The 20,362-nt window shown below is 70.8% G+C and carries 16 protein-coding genes and 1 pseudogene; 9 read left to right on the top strand and 8 right to left on the bottom strand.

Annotation, left to right across the window (positions count from 1 at the left end; genetic code table 11):
* Positions 1-45: 45 nt before the first annotated feature.
* Genes ACQPZQ_RS38975 through ACQPZQ_RS38985 form a run of 3 tightly spaced genes read right to left on the bottom strand, consistent with a single transcriptional unit; the run spans position 46 to position 2,545 of the window.
* Positions 46-879, bottom strand: coding sequence for an ABC transporter permease (locus ACQPZQ_RS38975; protein ID WP_433289472.1), 834 nt, complete (start codon positions 877-879; stop codon positions 46-48).
* Positions 864-1,778, bottom strand: coding sequence for an ABC transporter ATP-binding protein (locus tag ACQPZQ_RS38980; RefSeq protein WP_433289474.1), 915 nt, complete (start codon positions 1,776-1,778; stop codon positions 864-866). Before ACQPZQ_RS38980 ends, ACQPZQ_RS38975 begins: the two co-directional genes overlap by 16 nt.
* Before the next feature lie 14 nt (positions 1,779-1,792).
* On the bottom strand, positions 1,793-2,545 hold the full coding sequence (locus ACQPZQ_RS38985; RefSeq protein WP_433289476.1) for an SGNH/GDSL hydrolase family protein: 753 nt from the start codon (positions 2,543-2,545) through the stop codon (positions 1,793-1,795).
* 214 nt (positions 2,546-2,759) lie between these two features.
* Between ACQPZQ_RS38985 and ACQPZQ_RS38990 the strand changes: the two genes are divergently transcribed.
* The gene (locus ACQPZQ_RS38990; RefSeq protein ID WP_433289478.1) at positions 2,760-4,322 is read left to right on the top strand and encodes a long-chain-fatty-acid--CoA ligase; all 1,563 of its coding nucleotides are present in this window, start codon (positions 2,760-2,762) and stop codon (positions 4,320-4,322) included.
* A 13-nt stretch (positions 4,323-4,335) separates the two neighbouring features.
* On the opposite strand, the gene ACQPZQ_RS38995 is transcribed toward ACQPZQ_RS38990, so the two are convergent.
* Positions 4,336-4,731, bottom strand: a complete 396-nt coding sequence (locus ACQPZQ_RS38995; protein WP_433289480.1) for an NUDIX domain-containing protein — start codon at positions 4,729-4,731, stop codon at positions 4,336-4,338.
* Positions 4,732-4,824: 93 nt separating this feature from the next.
* Between ACQPZQ_RS38995 and ACQPZQ_RS39000 the strand changes: the two genes are divergently transcribed.
* The 5 genes from ACQPZQ_RS39000 to ACQPZQ_RS39020 all read left to right on the top strand — a co-directional run bounded on the left by ACQPZQ_RS39000 (position 4,825) and on the right by ACQPZQ_RS39020 (position 12,183).
* Complete coding sequence (locus tag ACQPZQ_RS39000) at positions 4,825-5,541, top strand: dienelactone hydrolase family protein (protein ID WP_433289482.1); 717 nt, start codon at positions 4,825-4,827, stop codon at positions 5,539-5,541.
* Positions 5,542-6,084: 543 nt separating this feature from the next.
* Positions 6,085-7,116 (top strand): LLM class F420-dependent oxidoreductase, encoded by a 1,032-nt coding sequence (locus tag ACQPZQ_RS39005; protein WP_433289483.1) that lies wholly within the window; start codon positions 6,085-6,087, stop codon positions 7,114-7,116.
* 81 nt (positions 7,117-7,197) lie between these two features.
* Positions 7,198-7,980 carry a hypothetical protein gene (locus ACQPZQ_RS39010; protein ID WP_433289485.1) on the top strand — a complete coding sequence of 261 codons (783 nt, stop codon included), beginning with the start codon at positions 7,198-7,200 and terminating at the stop codon, positions 7,978-7,980.
* Between the two features lie 193 nt (positions 7,981-8,173).
* Positions 8,174-11,980 (top strand): multifunctional oxoglutarate decarboxylase/oxoglutarate dehydrogenase thiamine pyrophosphate-binding subunit/dihydrolipoyllysine-residue succinyltransferase subunit, encoded by a 3,807-nt coding sequence (locus ACQPZQ_RS39015; protein ID WP_433299583.1) that lies wholly within the window; start codon positions 8,174-8,176, stop codon positions 11,978-11,980.
* A 20-nt stretch (positions 11,981-12,000) separates the two neighbouring features.
* Positions 12,001-12,183, top strand: a complete 183-nt coding sequence (locus tag ACQPZQ_RS39020; RefSeq protein ID WP_241035766.1) for a DUF6104 family protein — start codon at positions 12,001-12,003, stop codon at positions 12,181-12,183.
* Between the two features lie 56 nt (positions 12,184-12,239).
* Here the strand turns inward: ACQPZQ_RS39020 and ACQPZQ_RS39025 are convergent, their stop codons facing one another.
* The 3 genes from ACQPZQ_RS39025 to ACQPZQ_RS39035 are packed head-to-tail and all read right to left on the bottom strand — an operon-like array spanning position 12,240 to position 14,555.
* A complete protein-coding gene (locus ACQPZQ_RS39025; RefSeq protein ID WP_433289487.1) occupies positions 12,240-12,773 on the bottom strand; it encodes a helix-turn-helix domain-containing protein in 534 nt (177 codons plus the stop codon).
* Positions 12,774-12,777: 4 nt separating this feature from the next.
* Complete coding sequence (locus tag ACQPZQ_RS39030) at positions 12,778-14,289, bottom strand: sodium:solute symporter family protein (protein ID WP_433289490.1); 1,512 nt, start codon at positions 14,287-14,289, stop codon at positions 12,778-12,780.
* Between the two features lie 8 nt (positions 14,290-14,297).
* Positions 14,298-14,555 carry a DUF3311 domain-containing protein gene (locus ACQPZQ_RS39035; protein ID WP_433289491.1) on the bottom strand — a complete coding sequence of 86 codons (258 nt, stop codon included), beginning with the start codon at positions 14,553-14,555 and terminating at the stop codon, positions 14,298-14,300.
* 131 nt (positions 14,556-14,686) lie between these two features.
* On the opposite strand from ACQPZQ_RS39035, the gene ACQPZQ_RS39040 reads away from it, so the two are divergent.
* Together ACQPZQ_RS39040 and ACQPZQ_RS39045 are read left to right on the top strand one after the other, a co-directional pair.
* Positions 14,687-15,985: an amidohydrolase family protein gene (locus ACQPZQ_RS39040; RefSeq protein ID WP_433289493.1), complete on the top strand. Its 1,299-nt coding sequence runs from the start codon at positions 14,687-14,689 to the stop codon at positions 15,983-15,985.
* 23 nt (positions 15,986-16,008) lie between these two features.
* Entirely contained in the window at positions 16,009-17,193 is a 1,185-nt protein-coding gene (locus ACQPZQ_RS39045; protein WP_433289495.1) for an aminotransferase class V-fold PLP-dependent enzyme, read from the top strand.
* A 107-nt stretch (positions 17,194-17,300) separates the two neighbouring features.
* Here ACQPZQ_RS39045 and ACQPZQ_RS39050 read toward each other — a convergent pair whose 3' ends face one another.
* Entirely contained in the window at positions 17,301-18,683 is a 1,383-nt protein-coding gene (locus ACQPZQ_RS39050; protein WP_433299585.1) for an amidase, read from the bottom strand.
* A 497-nt stretch (positions 18,684-19,180) separates the two neighbouring features.
* Between ACQPZQ_RS39050 and ACQPZQ_RS39055 the strand changes: the two are divergent.
* A pseudogene (locus ACQPZQ_RS39055) lies at positions 19,181-19,558 on the top strand (C40 family peptidase); the annotation flags it as partial.
* Between the last annotated feature and the right edge of the window lie 804 nt (positions 19,559-20,362).

The raw sequence follows: 20,362 nt of genomic DNA on the forward strand, positions 1-20,362 counted from the left end.
ACCGTATGACGCGTCGCCGACACTCTCGCGTCAACGCCCGGAAGATCACGTCACATCGCGACGGCCGCCTACCACCCATCCCGTCGCCGCCACCGCGGCCGTCCACACCACGAGCACGAGCAGAGCGCCCCACCACGGCGGTGGGTCTGTGACACCGGCGAGCCCCTCGACCACGGTGTCGGCGATCTCGTTGCCCCCGAGCACGTGAGCGGGGATGTCGTAGATGGCGACGTCACCGGCGTTGCCCGGCAGGTAGGGCGTGAGCCGCGGGAGCGTGTCGGAGTCGGAGTTGTTGAGCAGGCCGGAGATCAGCAGTTCCCCGAGCAGCAGGTACACGAGAATCCCGACGAGCCCGCCCACCTGGTTGCCGATCAGCACACCCAGAGCGGAGCCCAGCGCCGCCCAGAGTGCGGCCACCGCCATGCCGATGAGGCTGACCGCGAGCAGTTCGACCCCGCCGGGAAACGCTGTCCCCGCATCACCCGCGAGCCCGGCCAGCACACCGAACACCGCCACGACCGCCCCGTAGACGGCCCCGACGGCGGCGCAGGAGGCCATCGTGGCCAGCTGCACCTGCCCGCGCCGCGGACCGAGCAGGTAGGTGGTGGTGATCGTCCGGTGGCGGAACTCCCCCGCCGTGGCGACGACGCCGTAGCAGGCCGCGAACACGCCCGTCAGGCCCAGCGCGTAGGCGAGCGACCCGAGCAGGAGCGGCAGCCTGCCGTCCTCGGCGGGGATCGCAGCGGTGAACAACCCGCCGAACACGTTGATGATGATCGACAGCAGCACCGCGGGCACGAGCAGCGCCCACCACAGCTTCGTGGAGAGCACCTTGCGCAGTTCGGCGCGCAGCAGCCGGACCATCAGCCCGCTCCCCACGGGGCGGCGGTGAGCTGGAAGAACAGCTGCTCCAGGTCGATCTTCTCCTCCACCATCCCGTAGATCGCCACGCCGGCGCCCAGCGCCACGTTCCCGATGTGCACAGGGTCGGCTCCCGCCACCCCGAGCCGCCCGTCAGGGAGGGTGTCGATCTCCAGGATCCCGGTGCGGGCCAGCGCCTCCGCGAGCTGCACGGGCGACGAGCACCACACCAGGACGCGCGCGCGGCGCGAACCGCGCAGCTGCGCGAGCGGCCCCTGGAACACGCAGCGCCCCCTGCTGATCACCACGAGGTGGTCAGCGGTCTGCTCGACCTCGGCGAGCACGTGGCTCGACACGAGCACCGTGCGGCCCTGGCCTGCGAAGCCCCGCAGGAACGCCCGCAGCCACGCGATGCCCTCGGGGTCGAGACCGTTGCCCGGCTCGTCGAGGATCAGGATCTGCGGGTCACCGAGAAGCGCCACGGCCAGGGCGAGCCGCTGCCGCATCCCCAAGGAGTAGCCGCGGACGGCGCGATCGGCGTCCTGGCCGAGACCGACGGACGCGAGCACGTGGTCGACGGCCTCGTCCGGCACCCCGATGGCGGCCGCGCACGCCAACAGGTGTTTGCGCGCGGTGCGGGCCGGGTGGAATCCCTGCGCCTCCAGCACCGCGCCGACAACCCGGGCCGGCTCGGGCAGCTCCGCGTACGGCCCGCCGTTGACCTGCGCGCCGCCCGCGGTGGGCGTGACGAGGCCGAGGATCATCCGCAGGGTCGTGGTCTTGCCGGAGCCGTTGGGGCCGAGGAAGCCGGTGACCGCCCCGGGCTCCACGGAGAAACTCACGCCGTCCACCGCGACGACCGACCCGAACTGCTTGCTCAGCTCATGGACGGTGATGCGGCCGCTCCGATCGTTCATGCGACCGGAGCGGGCTAGCTGGGGTCGGGCACAGCGGGCACCACAGGGATGGCGGGGTCGGTGGTCGAGGCGATCTCGGCGGGTGGCCCGTCGATCGCGGCGATCACGGCCTTGGCCCATGCGGAGTGCCCGACGTCGCCGAGGATCGAGTGGTCGCGACCCCGGCCGGGGTTGGAGGGCAGCTCGGCGATGCGCAGCTGGTGGCGCGCCGCCTCCTCGCGGATCACGGAGTCGAGTGCCGGGTTCGGCCGACCGCTTCCGATGCGCGGAATGGTGCCGACGACGGAGCCCGTGGGCAGCGCGGCGATCACCTGCCGCAGCGAGGTGTCCAGGCCCGGCGTGCGGCGCGCGACGTCCTCGATGCCGATGATGCAGCTCACGAGCGCGGCCGGCTGCTCGGCGGTGAGCGCGGCCAGCTCGGGGAGCTGGCGGCCGAGAACGTCCGCCACGCCGGCGCCCGCGCGCGACAGGTTCACCACGCGCCAGGCGTCACGACGGCGCAGCAACTCGTGCACGACGCCGACATAGCCCACCTCGCGGGTGGTGGCGCCGATCCCCTGGCTCACCGAGTCGCCGAGCACGACCCACAGCGGCCCGGTGGCGGCCCGGGCCTCCATGTTGGCGGCGGCCCAGTCATCGGCGAACGCGGCCTCCCTCAGTCTCCGGGACGACGACCCGGGCAACACGCCGCCGAGGAACCGTTCACCTCCCGCTTTGACCCGACGCGCGGTGGCACGCATGCGTGGGACCTGCAGTGGAGAACTCATGCCGGGACTCCGAGCGGTCGGCGCCTGCTGGGGGCGACACGGGGGGCGATTGTCGTCACCGTAGTCAGCAGGGGCTATCACTCACCGACTGGCCCCCTGCTTCCCTGCGATCGGGTTCTCGCGGCGCTCACTCCTGGCTAGCATGCGGCTCTCCGCTGTGATTGTTCTCCGCTATCCCCAGCCCCGCTCCGCGTCGCCGTCGCCGGGAGGCCGCATGACCAGCCAGCTCACCGATGTCACCTCGACGCTCGCGCGTTGGGAGACGGAGCGTCCGGACGCTGTCGCGATCCGCTTCGGCACCAGCGTCGCCCGAACCTGGTCGGAGCTCGCGCGGCGGGTCCGGCAGAACGCGGCGGCACAGCGCGCCGAGGGGCTTCTACCGGGCGACCGGGTGGCGGTCCTCGACCTGAACCACCCGTCCTGCATCGAGCTCACACTGGCCTGCGCGCAGATCGGCACGGCCAACGCCGTGGTCAACTTCCGTCTGGCGCCGCCGGAGATCGTCTACGTCGTCAACGACGCGGCGGCCCGGATCCTGTTCGTCGGGCCCGAGTTCGCCGCGGCCGTCGAGCAGGTGCGCGACCGGCTGCCGACCGTCGAGCGCGTGATCCGGGTGGGTGGGCCCGACGACGAGTACGAAGCCTGGCTGGCTGCCCAGCAGCCCGACGCGGAGGTACACCCCTCCAACCCGGAGGACTGCTTCGTACAGCTCTACACGTCGGGCACCACCGGGTTCCCGAAGGGCGCGATGCTCACCCACCGCGGCATGCTCGCCCATGCCCGCAACGTCGCCGTCGACTTCGAGATCGGCATCGATGCGCGGGTGCAGGTCGCCATGCCGTTGTTCCACGTCGGCGGCACCAGCTACTCGTTGCTTGCGATCCTCGCCGGGGCGCAGATCATGATGTTGCGGCTGCCCGATCCGGGCGCCGTGGTGGAGATGCTCGAGTCCGAGCGGATCACGCACACGTTCCTCGTGCCCGCGCTGCTGGCTGCGATCAGCCAGGTGCCGGGAGTGGCCGACCGCGACTTCTCCTCGCTCGCCGCCCTGTCCTACGGCGCGTCCCCGATGCCGCTGCCGGTGATGCGCGCCTGCCTGAAGCTCTTTCCGGGTGTGATGCACCAGGTCTACGGAATGACCGAGGCGTGCGGGGTGGTGAGCTCGCTGGGCCCGGAGGACCACGATGATCCGACCGCGGCGCACCGGCTCGTCTCGGCCGGCACGCCGATCCATGGCGTCGAGATCGAGATCCGCGACCCCGCCACGGGCGAGCCCGTGCCCACGGGCGAGCCGGGCGAGATCTGGGTGCGCACCGAACAGTTGATGAGCGGGTACTGGGGCAAGCCGGACGAGAGCGCGGCCGCCATCACGTCCGACGGCTGGCTGCGGTCGGGCGACGGCGGTCACATCGACGCCGACGGCTACGTCTACGTCACCGACCGGATCAAGGACATGATCATCAGCGGCGGGGAGAACATCTACCCCGCCGAGATCGAGCGGGTGCTGGCCGAGCATCCGGACATCGCCGACGTCGCGGTGATCGGCGTGCCCGACGACCGGTGGGGCGAGGTCCCGAAGGCGATCGTGGTCGCGGCGCCGGGCATGGAGATCAACGGCGAGGCGCTGCTCGAGTACTGCCGTGAGCGGCTCGCCGGTTTCAAGTGCCCGAAGTCCGTGGAGATCCGCGAGGAGTTGCCGCGCAATCTCACCGGCAAGGTGCTCAAGAAGGAGCTGCGCAAGCCGTACTGGGAGGGGCGGGAGCGCAGGCTCGTCTAGGGCGGGCGGGCCGTCAGAAGCCGTAGCTGACGATCGCGGGGAGGTCCGCTCCCCGCATCCCGGCCAGCACGAACCGCTCGTGCGGCACGAGCGGTTCGGGCAGGTCGTCGAGGCTGTACCAGCGCAGGTCCGCGGCCTTCGCCTCCTCCATCAGGCGCGGCTCGCCCGTCCAGCTCCGGCAGGCGAAGAAGAAGTCGACCCGCTCGTCGATCTCGTTGTGGTTGCCCTGCGTCCTGTGCATCGTGGTGAGCGGCACGAGGTCGGTGGGCTCGACGGCGATGCCGAGCTCCTCCGCAACCTCACGGCACGCGGCCGCTTGCACGGACTCGTCGACCTCCACATGACCGGCGGCGGCAGCGGCCCAGTGCCCGTCCATATAACCCGTGCCGCGGCGCAACTGCAGGAGCACTTCGTCAATCTGACCGACCCGACGCAGGGGTAGGACGTACGCAGCCGGGACGACTCGGAACCTCACATCCAGAGCCTAGTTACGCTCCCATCCATGGTCAGCACCCATTACGAGAAGATCACCGCGGCCGACGGAGGGGTCTTCGACGCGTTCTGCGCCGTCCCGGATTCCGACTCAGCACCGGGCGTGCTGATCTTCCAGGAGATCTTCGGCATCAACGACAACATCCGCGGGCTCGCGGAACGGCTCGCTGCCGCCGGCTATCTGGTACTCGCTCCCGACATGTTCTGGCGGATCGAGCCCAGGTTCGAGCGCAAGGACGAGTCGGGCATGGCCGAGGGCATCGAGCTCGTCCAGCAGCTCGACTTCCCGCTGGCCGGCTCCGACATCACCGCCACGCTCGCCCACATGCGCGCAATGCCCGCCTGCAACGGCAAGGTCGGCGGCGTGGGCTTCTGCCTCGGCGGCGCGCTCGCCTATCTATTCGCCGCCAACTCCCGTGTGGACGGCCACGGGCCGGACGCAGTGGTGTCCTACTACGGCTCCGCCATCCGCGGAATGCTCGACATGGCGGACAAGATCGAGTGCCCCATCCTCTTCCACTACGGCGACCGTGACCCGTTCATCCCGGCCGAGGACATCGAGGCCGTGGAGCAGGCGATGGCCGGGCGACCGGACGCCACCGTGTACCGCTACGACGCGGGCCACGCCTTCTCCAACTGGGACGCCCCGTCGATGTACGACGAGGCCTCGGCCCGGGTCGCCTGGGACCGCACCATCCAGTTCCTGGACGACCACCTGCGCGCCTGATCACGGCCTTTCATCACGCGGCCGGGCCCGGCTGCCCGGCATCTGCGCCGGGCAGCTCGGACAGGAAGTGATCAACGGTTCGGGACGCCCAGCGCCACCTGGCGCCGTCCCGGGTCCCCGATCAGCGATCACGATCCGAAAACCGGGGCTACCCGCGTGCGGACGCCGACCAGCACCCGCCGCCCGCGGCCATGATCACCGCCTCGAGCCCTGCGCCGCGCCTGGTGCAGCCCCCGGCCCCCAACCAACGATCAGGACCCGAAAGCCGGAACACGAGCCCGAGGAGCCGGGCCGGCACCCGACCCACCGGCGTCCATGATCAGCGCTTCGGGCCCCACAACCGCGTCTGGCCCGGTCCCCGGTCCACAACCAGCGACCAACCGGCATCTCGCCGATGGGTGGTCGGCATCTCGCGGGCGGGGAAGGGGCGACTCGCAGGGTGGGCGCGTTGCCGTGCGTCGATTGCCCCATCACGGACAGTTCGGAGAGTGCGATCGGAACGGGCTTCTTGACTGACCAGTAACCCCTGTGTTGGGTACTCCTATGCTGCTGTCGACTCAACTCCAGTACGGCGACGATCCGATCCGCAACGCGGAGTCCGTGGTCGCGATGGAGCAGGTGGGTCTCGACGTCGTCTGGGTCGCAGAGGCCTACAGCTTCGACGCTGTGTCGCTCATGGGGTACCTCGCGGCCAAGACGGAGCGGGTGCAGATCGGCTCCGGGATCCTTCCCATCTACAGCCGCACCCCCACACTGACGGCGATGACCGCAGCCGGTCTGGACGCGCTGTCGGGTGGGCGCATGATCCTGGGCCTCGGCGCGTCGGGGCCGCAGGTGATCGAGGGCTTCCACGGCGTTCCGTACGACAAGCCCGTCGCCCGCACGCGGGAGATCATCGAGATCTGCCGGAAGGTGTGGCGCCGGGAGCGGCTCACCAACGAGGGCCTGTACCCGATCCCGCTGCCGGAGGAGCAGGGCACCGGGCTGGGCAAGCCGCTCAAGCTGATCAACCACCCACGCCGGGCCGACATCCCCGTCTGGGTCGCCTCGCTGGGCGACAAGAACGTCGAGATGACGGCCGAGCTCGCGAACGGCTGGCTGCCGACCGTGCTGATGCCGGAGAAGCTGCGTGAGGTCTTCGGGCCTGCGCTGGACGCCGGGTTTGCCAAGCGCGCTCCCGAGCTGGGCCCGCTGCAGATCACCGGGGGCGGGATCCTGGCCCTCGAGGAGGAGATGTTCGAGCCCGCGCGCCGGCTCGCCCGCGGGGTGCTCGCCCTCTACATCGGCGGGATGGGCGCGCGCAGCCGCAACTTCTACAACACGGTCTTCCGCCGCCAGGGCTTCGCCGACGAGGCGAAGCTCGTGCAGGACCTCTACCTCGACGGCCACAAGGAAGAGGCCGCCGCGGCACTGCCGGACGAGTTCGTCGACAAGGTCACGCTCATCGGATCGCCGTCGCACGTGCGGGAGCGGATCGCCGCCCTGGGCGAGGCCGGCGTCACGCACCTGCACGTGAATCCGGTCGGTACCGAACCGCTCAAGCTGCTCGCCCAGGTCAAGGAGTGGATCTCCTGAGCCAGGGGGGCCGATTCGTTCCACGGACCGTCACCAAGCCACACTCTGTGTCGACAACCCCTAACGACCGCAGGAGCGCGCGTGCTCGACCTAGCCATCGCCGTGTCCGACCACTCGATGGCACCTGACCAGTACAGGTATGTCGAGACGCACGCATGGTGGCTCGGAACGTTCGGCCTGCACCAGCACCTCACCGAGCACCGGATCCGGCAGTGGGTGCCGGCCCGTCCGGAGCGCGAGTGGGTGCTCGACCGCGAGCTCACCGGCGCGCAGACCTGGCTGATGGGCTCCGCCCAGGAGGCCGCGGAGGACGGCTTCGATCTGCGGGACGTCGCACCCGTCGGCCGGTTCCGTGCGCGCTACGGCGAGTTCCGCACCGACGAGCCCGCGGAGTTCGACCAGTTCTGCGGCCCGGTCACGCCGCGGCGGGGCAGCTGGCAGTCCCCCACACCGCAGTTCATCCTCGGACTCCCGACCGACCCGGCTGCCCTGCTCGCGCGCCTGCAGGAGGACAACCCCGGGAGCTGGTTCGGACCGTTCGCTGCGGCCGTCACGACACTGCGCACGGCGCTGGTGCCTGCCGAGCTGCGGGCCGCGTTCTACCGCGCCCTCACGGGCCTACCCGAGGTCACACTGCAGGAGCACGTGCTGAACGTGGACGGCGTGCAGTGCTTCGCCATCGTCCATGACGCGGGCCGGACCCGCACCGAGCTGTTGATCGACCCGGCCGACGGCCAGTTCGCAGGCGAACGCGACACCGTCCGCACCGACTCGCGCTGCGGACTGCGCGAGGGCACCGTCATCAGCACCACCGCCGTGCGCACAGCCCTGGTCGACGCGCCTGGCGACATCCCCCGCGGCTGATCACGGGCAGTGGCGACTCGAACGCCGCCTCCCCCGGGCGCGCGGTACCCGGTCCTCATCCAAGAGGACTAACCTGGGGTGCAGTCCTCGGCGATGACGAAGCGATCCGATCAAGGCGGTCTTCAGCGTGTCCAGCAGTAGTACCTCGAATACAGCAGGCCAGTTCGGGCCCAACGAATGGCTCGTCGAGGAGATGTACCAGCGCTTCCTCGACGACCCCAGCTCGGTGGACTCCGCGTGGCACGAGTTCTTCGCGGACTACCGTCCCAGTGACGGGAAGACCAGCCCCGGTGGCAACGGCGCGCAGGCCCGCCCCGCCGCGCGATCGGCCACCACCGTCGCCCCCGCGCCCGCTCCCAGTGCCGAGCCCGCCGAGCCGAGCGAGCGCGGTCGTCTCGGCGACCGCAAGGCGATGACCCCACCCGCCCCCGCGAAGAGCTCCCCCAACGGCGTTGCCACCAAGGGTCCGGCCGCCACGAGCAGCCCCACCAAGAGCACCCCGCCCACGAAGGCCACGGCTCCGACGAAGGCCGGCGGGACCTCCGCCGAGAGGACCCCTGCCACGAGCTCGGCCGCGACCACGGGTGGCGACAAGCCTGCGGCCGGCACCACCTCCCAGGCCGCGAAGCCCAGCCCGACGGGCGGCGAGGGCAGCATCTCACCGCTGCGCGGTGCCGCCGGCGCTGTGGTCAAGAACATGAACGCCTCGCTCACGGTCCCCACGGCCACGAGCGTGCGTGCGGTGCCGGCGAAGCTGCTCGCCGACAACCGCGTGGTGATCAACAACCAGCTCCAGCGCACCCGGGGCGGGAAGATCTCCTTCACCCACCTCATCGGGTACGCCCTGGTGAAGGCGATCGCCGACTTCCCGGTCATGAACCGGCACTTCCTCGAGGAGGACGGCAAGCCCACCGTCGTCCAGCCCGACCACGTCAACCTCGGGCTCGCGATCGACCTGGCCGGCAAGAACGGGCAGCGGTCGCTCGTGGTCGTCTCGATCAAGGGCTGCGAGGCGATGAACTTCGCCCAGTTCTGGTCGGCCTACGAGGACATGGTCCGCAAGGCGCGGGGTGGCAACCTGCAGGCCGAGGACTTCGGCGGCACCACGATCACCCTCACCAACCCCGGCACCCTGGGCACCAACCACTCGGTGCCGCGGCTCATGCAGGGCCAGGGCGCGATCATCGGCGTCGGGGCCATGGAGTACCCGGCCGAGTTCCAGGGCGCCAGCGCGGAGCGGCTCGCCGAGATCGGCGTCAGCAAGATCATCACGCTGACCTCCACCTACGACCACCGCATCATCCAGGGCGCGGAGTCCGGCGACTTCCTGCGCCGGGTGCACGCGCTGCTCCTGGGCGAGGACGCCTTCTACGACGACATCTTCCGCTCGCTGCGGGTGCCGTACGAGCCCGTCCGCTGGGTGCAGGACATCCCCGACGGCGCCGTCGACAAGACGGCCCGGGTGATCGAGCTGATCGACGCCTACCGCACGCGCGGCCACCTGATGGCCGACACCGACCCGCTGAACTACCGCCAGCGCCGCCACCCCGACCTCGACGTGCTCTCGCACGGCCTCACGCTGTGGGACCTCGACCGCGAGTTCGCCGTCGGGGGCTTCGCGGGCTCGGAGCGGATGAAGCTGCGCGACGTGCTCGGCGTCCTGCGCGACGCCTACTGCCGCACGATCGGCACCGAGTACATGCACATCGCCGACCCCGAACAGCGCGCCTGGCTGCAGGAGCGCATCGAGGTCCCGCACCAGAAGCCGAACCCCGCCGAGCAGAAGTACGTGCTGAGCAAGCTCAACGCGGCCGAGGCGTTCGAGACGTTCCTGCAGACCAAGTACGTCGGGCAGAAGCGGTTCTCCCTGGAGGGCGGCGAGACCGTCATCCCGCTGCTGGACGCCGTGCTGGACAAGGCCGCCGAACACGAGCTCGACGAGGTCGTCATCGGCATGCCGCACCGCGGCAGGCTCAACGTGCTGGCCAACATCGTCGGCAAGCCGATCAGCCAGATCTTCCGCGAGTTCGAGGGCAACCTCGACCCCGGCCAGGCCCACGGCTCCGGCGACGTCAAGTACCACCTGGGCGCCGAGGGCAAGTACTTCCGCATGTTCGGCGACGGCGAGACCGTCGTCTCGCTGGCGTCCAACCCCTCGCACCTCGAGGCCGTCGACCCCGTGCTCGAAGGCATCGTCCGCGCCAAGCAGGACCTGCTCGACAAGGGCGAGGGCGGGTTCACCGTGCTCCCGCTGATGCTCCACGGCGACGCCGCGTTCGCCGGGCAGGGCGTGGTGGCCGAGACGCTGAACCTCGCGAAGCTGCGTGGCTACCGCACCGGCGGCACGGTCCACGTCGTGATCAACAACCAGGTCGGCTTCACCACCGCCCCGGAGCACTCGCGCTCGTCGCAGTACTCCACCGACGTGGCGAAGATGATCGACGCGCCGGTCTTCCACGTGAACGGCGACGACCCCGAGGCGTGTGTGTGGGTGGCCAAGCTGGCCGTCGACTACCGCGAGCGGTGGAACAACGACGTCGTGATCGACATGATCTGCTACCGCAGGCGCGGCCACAACGAGGGCGACGACCCCTCGATGACGCAGCCGGCGATGTACGACGTGATCGACGCCAAGCGCAGCGTCCGCAAGATCTACACCGAGTCGCTGATCGGCCGTGGCGACATCTCGATGGAGGAGGCCGAGCACGCGCTGCGCGACTTCTCCAACCAGCTCGAGCACGTTTTCAACGAGGTCAGGGAGCTGGAGAAGACGCCGGCCGCGCCGAGTCCTTCGGTCGAGCAGGAACAGTCCGTTCCCGTCGACCTCGACACCTCGGTGTCGCTCGAGGTGGTCCACCGCCTCGGCGACGTGCACGTCGAGCTCCCCGAGGGCTTCACCGTGCACCAGCGGGTCAAGCCGGTGCTGCAGCGGCGCTACCAGATGTCGCGCGAGGGCAACATCGACTGGGCGTTCGGCGAGCTGATCGCGCTGGGCTCGCTCGCGATGGACGGCAAGCTGGTGCGGCTCTCCGGCCAGGACACCCGCCGTGGCACGTTCGTTCAGCGGCACTCCGTCGTGATCGACCGCAAGACGGGTGAGGAGTACTACCCGCTGCGCAACCTCGCCGAGGACCAGGATCGGTTCCTGCCCTACGACTCGGCGCTCTCGGAGTTCGCGGCCGTCGGCTTCGAGTACGGCTACTCGGTGGCCAACCCCAACGCGTTCGTGGCATGGGAGGCGCAGTTCGGCGACTTCGTCAACGGCGCACAGTCGATCATCGACGAGTTCATCTCGTCGGGTGAGGCCAAGTGGGGTCAGACCGCCGACATCGCGCTGCTGCTTCCGCACGGTCTGGAGGGCCAAGGACCTGACCACTCCTCCGGGCGCATCGAGCGCTTCCTGCAGCTGTGCGCCGAGGGCTCGATGACGGTGGCGCTCCCCTCGGAGCCCGCCAACTACTTCCACCTGCTGCGCCGGCACGCGATGGACGGGGTGCGCCGCCCGCTGATCGTCTTCACGCCGAAGTCGATGCTGCGCAACCGCGCCGTGGTGAGCCCGCTGTCCGACTTCACCGGCGGCCGGTTCCGCTCCGTGATCGACGACCCGCGCTACCGCGAGACCGACGGGCCCGCCGCCGGCGTCCGCAAGGTGCTCATGTGCAGCGGCAAGATCTACTACGAGCTCGCGGCCGCGCGCGACAAGCGGGAGATCGACGACACCGCGATCGTGCGCATCGAGCAGCTCTACCCGGTGCCCGACCGTCAGCTCGCCGCGGTGCTGGATCGCTACCCCAATGCCGAGGACATCCGGTGGGTGCAGGAAGAGCCGGCCAACCAGGGTGCCTGGCCGTTCTTCGGCCTGGTGCTGCCGGAGATGCTGCCGCGGCTCGTCGGGTTCAAGCGGGTGTCGCGGCGCCGGATGGCCGCCCCCGCGGCCGGGTCGTCGAAGGTGCACGAGGTGGAGCAGACGGCCCTGATCAACGAGGCCCTCACCGACTGAGCACCGGAACAGGACCGAGCGTGTACTTCACCGACCGGGGCATCGAGGAGCTCTCCGAGCGCCGGGGCGAGGAGCAGATCAGCGTCGAGTGGCTGGCCGACCGGCTACGGGCGTTCGTCGACCAGAACCCGGCGTTCGAGGACGCCGTGGAGCGGCTGGCGAGCTTCCTCGCCCGCGACGACGCCGACGATCTCGACGACTGAACCGCCGTCCGGGCCGCGGATCGCACCACGTGTGATCCGCGGCCCGTGTGGCGAGTTCAGTAGCCCGGTGGAGTGACCGAGATGACGAACTCGGCGGGCTCGTCGTAGGGGTTGACGTAGCGGTGCGGGAGCCGGGAGTCGAAGTAGCAGCTGTCGCCCTCGCTGAGTGCGTACTCGGTGCCGGCCACTTCGACCACCAGCCTGCCGGCCGTGACGAGCGCGCATTCCTCGCTGGGATGCGACCACGGTTCCGCCGACGACGCGCCTCCTGGTGAGAGCACGCCCTGCATCATCTCGAGTCGGCCCCGTCCCGGGGAGATGCGGGAGTAGGCGACGCCGCCGGGCGACTGCACCTGCATCCGGCTCTCGCGCCTCACCACGGCGACGTCGTCGGGTTCGGACTCCTCGAAGAGGCTGAACAGCGGCACGTCGAGAGCACGGGCGATCTTGCGCACGGTGACGAGGCTGGGGTCGGCGAGCTCCCGCTCGACCTGGCTGATCAGCGCGGTGGACACCTCGGCACGGCGCGCGAGCTCGGTGACGGTGATACCGCGTGCGGTGCGCAGCGCACGGATCCGGGTGCCTATCACCGTCTCATCCTCGCAGCGGGCTGCTGCCGACCGGCACGTCGGCCGCCGGCACCGCCTCCGGCATGCCGACGGCGATCGCCGCCTCACCCGGTGGCCGGGTCACGAGGCTCACCAGCACGGTCACCACGATGTTGAGGACGAGAGCCGGCAGTCCGATCACGGTGCCCGCCGGGCACAGTGCCAGGAGGGCGGCGTTGAGCGGTGGGAACACGATGCCGGCCGCGCCGACGACCACGCCGCACAGCGCGCCGACCGCCGTGACCCGCCGCCACAGCAGCGAGAGGAACAGGGCCGGGGCGAGCTGCCCGATCGCGTTGTAGACGTTCACCATGATGTTGACCAGCGCGGTGTTCTGCGTCGTGGTGACGGCGACGGCGACAGCAGCGAGCACGACCACGCCGATCCGGCTGACCCGCAGCTGCTCCCGGTCGGTCGCGGTTCGCCGGGCCAGCGCGTAGACGTTGCGGGTGAACAGGGTGCTGCACGTCAGGAGCAGCACCGCGGTGGGTACGAGCGCCACGAGGATGCCGGCGCCTGCGAGCAGGCCGACGAGCCAGTCGGGGGAATGCTCCCGGACGAAGATCAGGAGCGAGCCGTTGGCCTGCGACCCCTTCAGCCCGGGGTGCGTCAGCAGCGCGGCCAGCGCGATCACGATGATCAGGATGTAGAACAGCGAGTACAGCGGCTGGACGATCTGGTTGCGCCGCACCGTCGCCACGTTCCGCGCGCTGAAGGAGACCTGGAACGAGTGCGGCAGTACGAAGGCCCCGATGGGCGTGAGCAGCAGGAAGCTCATCCACCACCAGTCGTTGCTCGCCGTGCCCGTCATCATCCCGGGCAGCGTGGCCGCTGCCGGGTGCTCGCGAGCGACGGCGTCGAAGATCCCGCCCCAGCCGTTCACGCCGGCCGCCTCGGCAGCGGTGAACGCGATGGCGAGGAGGACCACCAGCAGCAGGATGTCCTTGACCACGGCGCCGAACGCGGCGCTGCGCATTCCGCCCGTGAAGATGAACACGACGACGGCGAGCCCGGCGATCACGACGTACCAGGTGGCCGAGAGGCCCTGGCCGAAGAGGGTCTGGAGCACCAGTGAGAGCCCGGTCAGCTGTACCTCGGAGTAGAGCAGCAGCCCGACGATGCCGAACAGCGCCAGGACCGCGCCGAGCCAGGGCGCGTCGAACCGTGCGGTGAAGTAGTCGCCTTCGGTCATCAGGCCGTGGGTCTTGCCGGCCCGCCAGATCTTGGGCACCACCCAGTAGCCGATCGCGGAGGTCAGCACAACGGTGCCCAGCACGTAGTAGCCGGCCGCCCCGTCGGCGTAGACGCTCTGGGACGCACCCAGCAGCGCGAAGGTCGTGAACGTTTCCCCGGCCAGGATGAACCAGAAGAGGAAGCTGCCGAAGCTGCGGCCACCGACCGCCCACTCGGCGATGTCGAGCTGCTTGCCGCGGGCGGCGAGCACGGCTCCGACCACGATCGATCCGACGCCCACCAGCAGCGCGATGAGGTACGTCATGCGTGCTCCTATGCCTCGTCGAGGCAGCCGTGGCGAGCGTCCAACAGGTAGACGACGCCGATCGCGGCGCTCCCGATCAACACGCCCGCCACCATCCACACCAGCAGGAACGGCACATGCCCGAACGCATAGGGCACGTGCCCTGCCCACGGCACCGCGGCGATGCACCATAGGAACGGCAGCACGAGAAGCAGGCGGTACCAGCGGCGGCCCGGTCTCGGCACCGTGCCGACCGTGGGTGGCGGCTCGTCCGACCTACTGGCCACGGTGGTCTCCCTCGGTCACGCGTTGGCACGCCAATTGCGGTGATCGTGAACACTGCAACCAAGATCCTGGCTTGTCAATGTGCTTGAACATCGTTGACTGAGGTTAAATCCAGATCTACCGTCGACCCTCGATGAGCAACTTTGGGAGCGGACCCGAGCCTGTCCTCCTACGAGCGGACCGGTTGTTGCCGCATGCGGACGCCCCCGTTCTCGAGGACGGTGCGGTGCTGGCCGTGGACGGCCGGATCGCCGCGGTCGGCCCGTGGGCCGAGGTCTCCCTCCACGCCGCGCCGGACGTCCGCCTGGTTGAGCTGGGCGACCGCACACTGATGCCAGGCCTGATCGACTGCCACGTCCACCTCGCGATGGACGGCAGCGAGACGTCCACGGTCAGCGAGCTGACCGCCACCGACGCCGAGCTGGCGTGCCGGATGGTCAACAGCGCCCGCCGGCTGCTGGACGCCGGAGTCACCACTGCGCGCGACCTGGGCTGCCGCGGCGCCGTGGCCACCACGATCCGCGACGCCGTGCGTGACGGCCTCGTCCCCGGCCCGCGGCTGCAGGTGGCCAACGCACCGATCACCGTCACCGGCGGGCACGCGTGGGCGATGGGTGGGGAGGCCGACAACGCGCTCGAGGTGGTGCGGGAGGTCCGGATCCGGGCAAAGCAGCGCAGCGACGTCGTCAAGATCATGTCCACCGGCGGGTTCATGACCGCAGGCAGCCGCCCGTGGCACGCCCGCTACACCGTCGAGGAGCTGCAGGCGTGCGTCGAGGAGGCGCATCGGCTCGGCATGCCGGTCACCACGCACGCGCTCGGGGTGGAAGGCATCCGCCGCGCCGTGGAAGCCGGGGTCGACATGATCGAGCACTGCGGCTGGGTCACCGAGAGCGGCACCCGGTTCGACCCGGAGATCGCGCGGCGGATCGCCGAGCGCGGGATCGTCGTCTGTCCCACGATGAACACCGCATGCCTGCCCGACCCCTACTTCTGCCCGTGGGACGAGCGCGAGGCCCTGATCGCGAACCTGCGTGCGATGCGGGAGGCGGGCGTCGAGCTGGTTGCCGGCACGGACGCGGGCATCGGCCTCGTCCCGTTCGAGAACTACGCCGACGGGCTCGACGTGCTTGCCGACGCCGGGATGTCCACCCGCGAGATCATCGCAGCGGCCACGCACCGAGCGGCGGCGGCGTGCGGACTCGGCGAAGTGACCGGGCAGCTCGCCACCGGCCTGGCGGCCGACGTCGTCGCGGTCCCCGGCGACCCCACCGAGCGCATCGACGTCCTGCACCGGCCCGCCTGCACGCTCGCCGCGGGCCGGTTGCACTGGTGCCCGGAGCGCACCCCGGAGAAAGAACGCGAGGGACACCGGGAGGCAGCGCTCTCGGTGCGCAGGCAGCTGGTGGTCGGCTCGGGGCGGATCGGCTGAGGTCGGCAGTGGAAAGGCACGAGATGAGCAGCGTGACCAGCGGGGGAACCCTCGCCGAGACGATCCGGCACCGGTTCCCGATCTTCGAGAACCGGGTCTATCTCAACAGCTGCTCGCAGGGAGCCCTCTCGGATGCGGTACGCGCCGCATACGACGACTACCTGGCTGGGCTCGAAGCCGAGGGCTCACTGTGGAGCCACTGGGTCGAGCGCAGCGAGCAGGCGCGCAGCGCGTTCGCCCGGGTGCTGCACGCCGCCCCGAGCAGCATTGCGGTCACCACCTCGGCCTCGGCAGGCGTCAGCGCGTTGGCTTCGGCGCTCGATTTCGGCGAGCGCAACACCGTGGTCACCACCGAGCTGGAGTTCCCGACGATCGGGCAGATCTGGCACGCCCAGGAGCGACGGGGCGCGCGGGTGGTGCACGTTCCCGCGGAGGACGACAACACGCTCTCGCTCGACCGGCTCGCGGAGGCGATCGACGAGCACACGGCGATCGTGTCGATCACGCACGTCTGCTATCTCAACGGGAGCCTGCTCGACGTCGAGGCGATCACCCGGCTCGCCCACGAGCGCGGCGCGCTCGTCCTGCTCGACACGTACCAGTCCGTGGGCGCGGTACCGATCGACGTCGGCGCACTGGGCGTCGACTTCGTGACCGGGGGCGCGCTGAAGTACCTGCTCGGCTCGCCCGGCATCGGGTTCTTCTACGCGAACCCCGCGACCACCGCTGACGTCGTACCGACCTCGACGGGGTGGTTCGCGGACGAGGACATCTTCGCGATGCGCGTCGACCGCTACCGCCCGGCGGCGAACGCACGGCGGTTCGAGGCGGGCACGCCGCCGATCCCCGCGGTGTACGCGGCGATCGCGGGAGCCGAGCTGATGCTGGAGATCGGCATCGAAGCGACCGCCGCGCACGTCTGCGGGCTCAACGACCGGCTGATCGACGAGGTCGTCGCCATGGGCGGTGTGGTCGCCACGCCGAAGGACCCGGCCCGCCGCGGCCCCCTGGTTGCGATTGCGTCCACGGATGTCGAGCAGCTCGTGCAGCGCCTGGAGAACGACGGCATCGTCACCTCGTCGCGCGCCGGCAACCTACGGGTCTCGCCGCATTGCTACAACACGGCCGAGGACGTGGAGAAGCTGCTGGCCGCTCTGCACTCCCACCGCGACCTGCTATGCCCGACCCCCGCGAGTCGCCCGGCGTGAGTGCGCACCGCCTCGACGACGCCGTTTCTCGGCCTGAGATGTCCGCTCCCCGACCCCTCCGGGTCGCGGAACCGTGACGCGCGGTTCCGCGACCCGGTAGCAGCGGGTCAGACGGCGGGCACGGCGACCGCGGGCCGGACCAGCCCGTGACCCGTGGCCTGCTCGAACGCCCGCCCGATCCGCAGCAGCCCTGCCTCCCCCCGGTAGGGGCCGACCATCTGCACGCCGACGGGCAGGCCGCCCGGCGTGAAGCCCGCAGGCACGGACAGCGCCGGGCAGCCCGTCACCGAGATCAGGTAGGCCGAGCCCATCCACTCGATGTAGTCGCGCATCGGCACGCCTGCCACCTCCGTGGGGTACTCCGACTCCACCGGGAACGGCGGCACCTGGCTCACCGGTGCGAGCAGCACGTCGTAGCGGTCGAAGAACTCCCGCATGCGCTCGTGGAGCGCCGCCTGGCGGGCGTGGGCACGGCTGACGTCCGGACCGGTGAGCCCCCGACCGGCGAGGATGTTCTCGCGAAGTGTCGCCTTGAGGGCGTCGGGATGCTCGTCGAGCAACGCCGAGTGGCTGAGCTCGAACAACCACGCTCGCAACGTCCGGAACGCCTCGTCGGCGCCGGCGAGGTCGGGGCAGGCGGGTTCGACCGCGCAGCCGAGCCCCTCGAACACGCTCGCGGTCCTGTCGATCACCGCACGCACGTCCGGATCCACCGGCACCCTGCCACCGAGGTCGGGCGCCAGGGCCACGCGCAGCCCCCGGATGTCGGTGGGTGGCTCGGCGGCGAACTCCGATCCGGGGGTGTCGAGGGCCGAGCGGTCGCGCGGATCCGGTCCGGCCAGCACGCTGAGCAGGAGCCCCACGTCGGAGACCGTGCGGGCCATCGGCCCCGTGACCGAGAGGCCCGACCACGGCGCCGAGGTCGGCCACACCGGCACACGTCCGGGTGAGGGGCGCAGCCCGACCACGTTGCAGAACGAGGCGGGATTGCGCAACGACCCACCCATGTCGCTGCCGTCGGCGAGCACATGCATCCCGCAGGCGAGCGCCGCCGCGGCGCCACCGCTGCTCCCACCGGCTGATCGCCCCAGGTCATACGGATTGTGCGTCGCTCCGAAGACGGGGTTGACGGTGTGGCTTCCGGCAGCGAACTCCGGCACGTTGGTCTTGCCGATCGTGATCGCACCCGCCGACCGGATCCGCTCCACCACCAGGGCGTCGCGCGCGGGCACGTTGTCGGCCAGCAGAGGTGACCCGTACGTGGTGCGGATCCCGGCGGTGTCGTGGGTGTCCTTGTGCGCGATGGGCAGGCCGTGGAGCGGCCCGATCTCCTCGCCGTGGACCAGTCGCTCGTCAGCGGCCGCCGCCGCCTCGGCCGCGCGGTCGGCGACGAGCGTGACGACCGCGTTGACCTCGGGGTTGCAGCGCTCGATCTGTGCAAGGTGCGCCGCGAGCACCTCACGGGCAGACACTTCCTTGGCCCTCAGCATCCTGGCGATTTCGCGCGCGTCGGTGAAGATCACGGCTCCATGGTCCTCCTTTCGCGCTGGTGACGGCCGGGCGAAAGCCCGGGTGGTTCGTCCCGCTTATCTGGCGTCCGGATGCGGCGAGAGGCACGATCGGGCTACGTAGCGGGCAAGGAGGGAACGATGTGACGAACGATCGCCGCCGCATTCCCCGGTGGCCCGCCGTCGCAGTCGCGGTCCTCGCGCTGGTCGGTGTCGTCCTGGTGACTCTCCCGGCTCAGGACGTCGACGCAGCGCCGGCAGCAGCCGAGGAGGCCGTGCCGACACAGGTCACCGCACCGGTGCGGCCCGCGTCCTTCGGCCGGAAGCTCGGCGGGGCCAACCCCGGCCGCACGGGCCCGATCGTTCTCGGTCTCACGATCGCCGATCTGGGCGATCCGGCGACCGTCGCCGTGCCCACGGCAGCACTGCCGCCCCCGGCCCGCATCCCTGACGTACCGAGGATCACCACCACGGCCAAGCCCGGCACTGCGGCTGCGGTCGCGATCGCGTTCGCGCTGGTGCAGCGCGGTCTGCCGTACGTATGGGGCGGGGACGGACCGCTCTCCGGCGAGGCGGGTTTCGACTGTTCGGGCCTCACCACCGCCGCCTACGACTGGGCAGGCATCTCCCTGCCCCGCACCGCCCACACGCAGTACTACGCCGGTCCGCACGTGCCGGCGGACGCGCCGCTGGAGCCGGGTGACCTGGTGTTCTACGGAGTGCCGGAGCGCGTGCACCACGTCGGGCTCTACCTCGGCAACGGCCGGATGATCAACGCACCGACCTTCGGCAAGCCGGTCCGCACGGCCTTCGTGCGCTATCCGGGGGACGACTACCTCGGCGCCACCCGTCCCGCCGCGGGCCGTGACGCGCCGGGGCTGTTGGAGGCGCCGGACCTCCCGTTCGACGTCCCACCCGAGCCCGCACCGGACGCGCCACCCGGCCCCGCCGAGTTCCCCGCCCCGCCCGCACCGGACGATGTCCCGGTCACTCCCGCGCCCGGCACACAGCCGCCCGCTCCTTCGGCCGTCGTCGCCGCCCCGGCCCCGGACGCACCGACCTCCGCTGCTGCCCCAGACCGTTCCGTGTCGCAGGCGCCGCCGACCGGTTCGACCGCCGGCAGTTCCGTTGCGCAGACGCCGCCGGAGCAGGGCACGGCCGGCGCCACCACGACGTCCGGAAGTGCCGCCCCAGCCGCCGGCCCGTCGGCAGGCGATGCGCCGACCACGGCCGGACCGGCCACCGGCCCGCAAACGGCCGGTAGGACGACCACGCCGCCGGAATCCACGGCGCCGACAACCGGCGACCTCGCCGGCAGCGCACCGGCGCAGGCCACCACCACACCACCTGCGAGCAGCCCGAGCGCCGCCGTGCCCGAGGAGTCGGGCGCCCGAGCCACCACGCCACCGGCGAGCAGCGCACCGGCGCAGGCCACGACCGCACCGCCGGCGCGCACACCGCGTGCCGACGCCTCGACCACCCGGCCGCGGGAGACCGCGGACCGCACCGCCACCCCGCCACCCATCAGCACACCGGCGCAGGCCACCACGCCGCCCGGTGACGACGACAGCGCCGAGGCCGCCGGCACTCTGCCGCCCAACACCGTCGGCCTGCCGGACGGCGCGACGCTGGATCTCGTCGCCGCGAAGGCAGGAGGGCCG

The organism is Pseudonocardia sp. CA-142604, from assembly GCF_050948475.1.
Taxonomy (GTDB): domain Bacteria; phylum Actinomycetota; class Actinomycetes; order Mycobacteriales; family Pseudonocardiaceae; genus Pseudonocardia; species Pseudonocardia alaniniphila.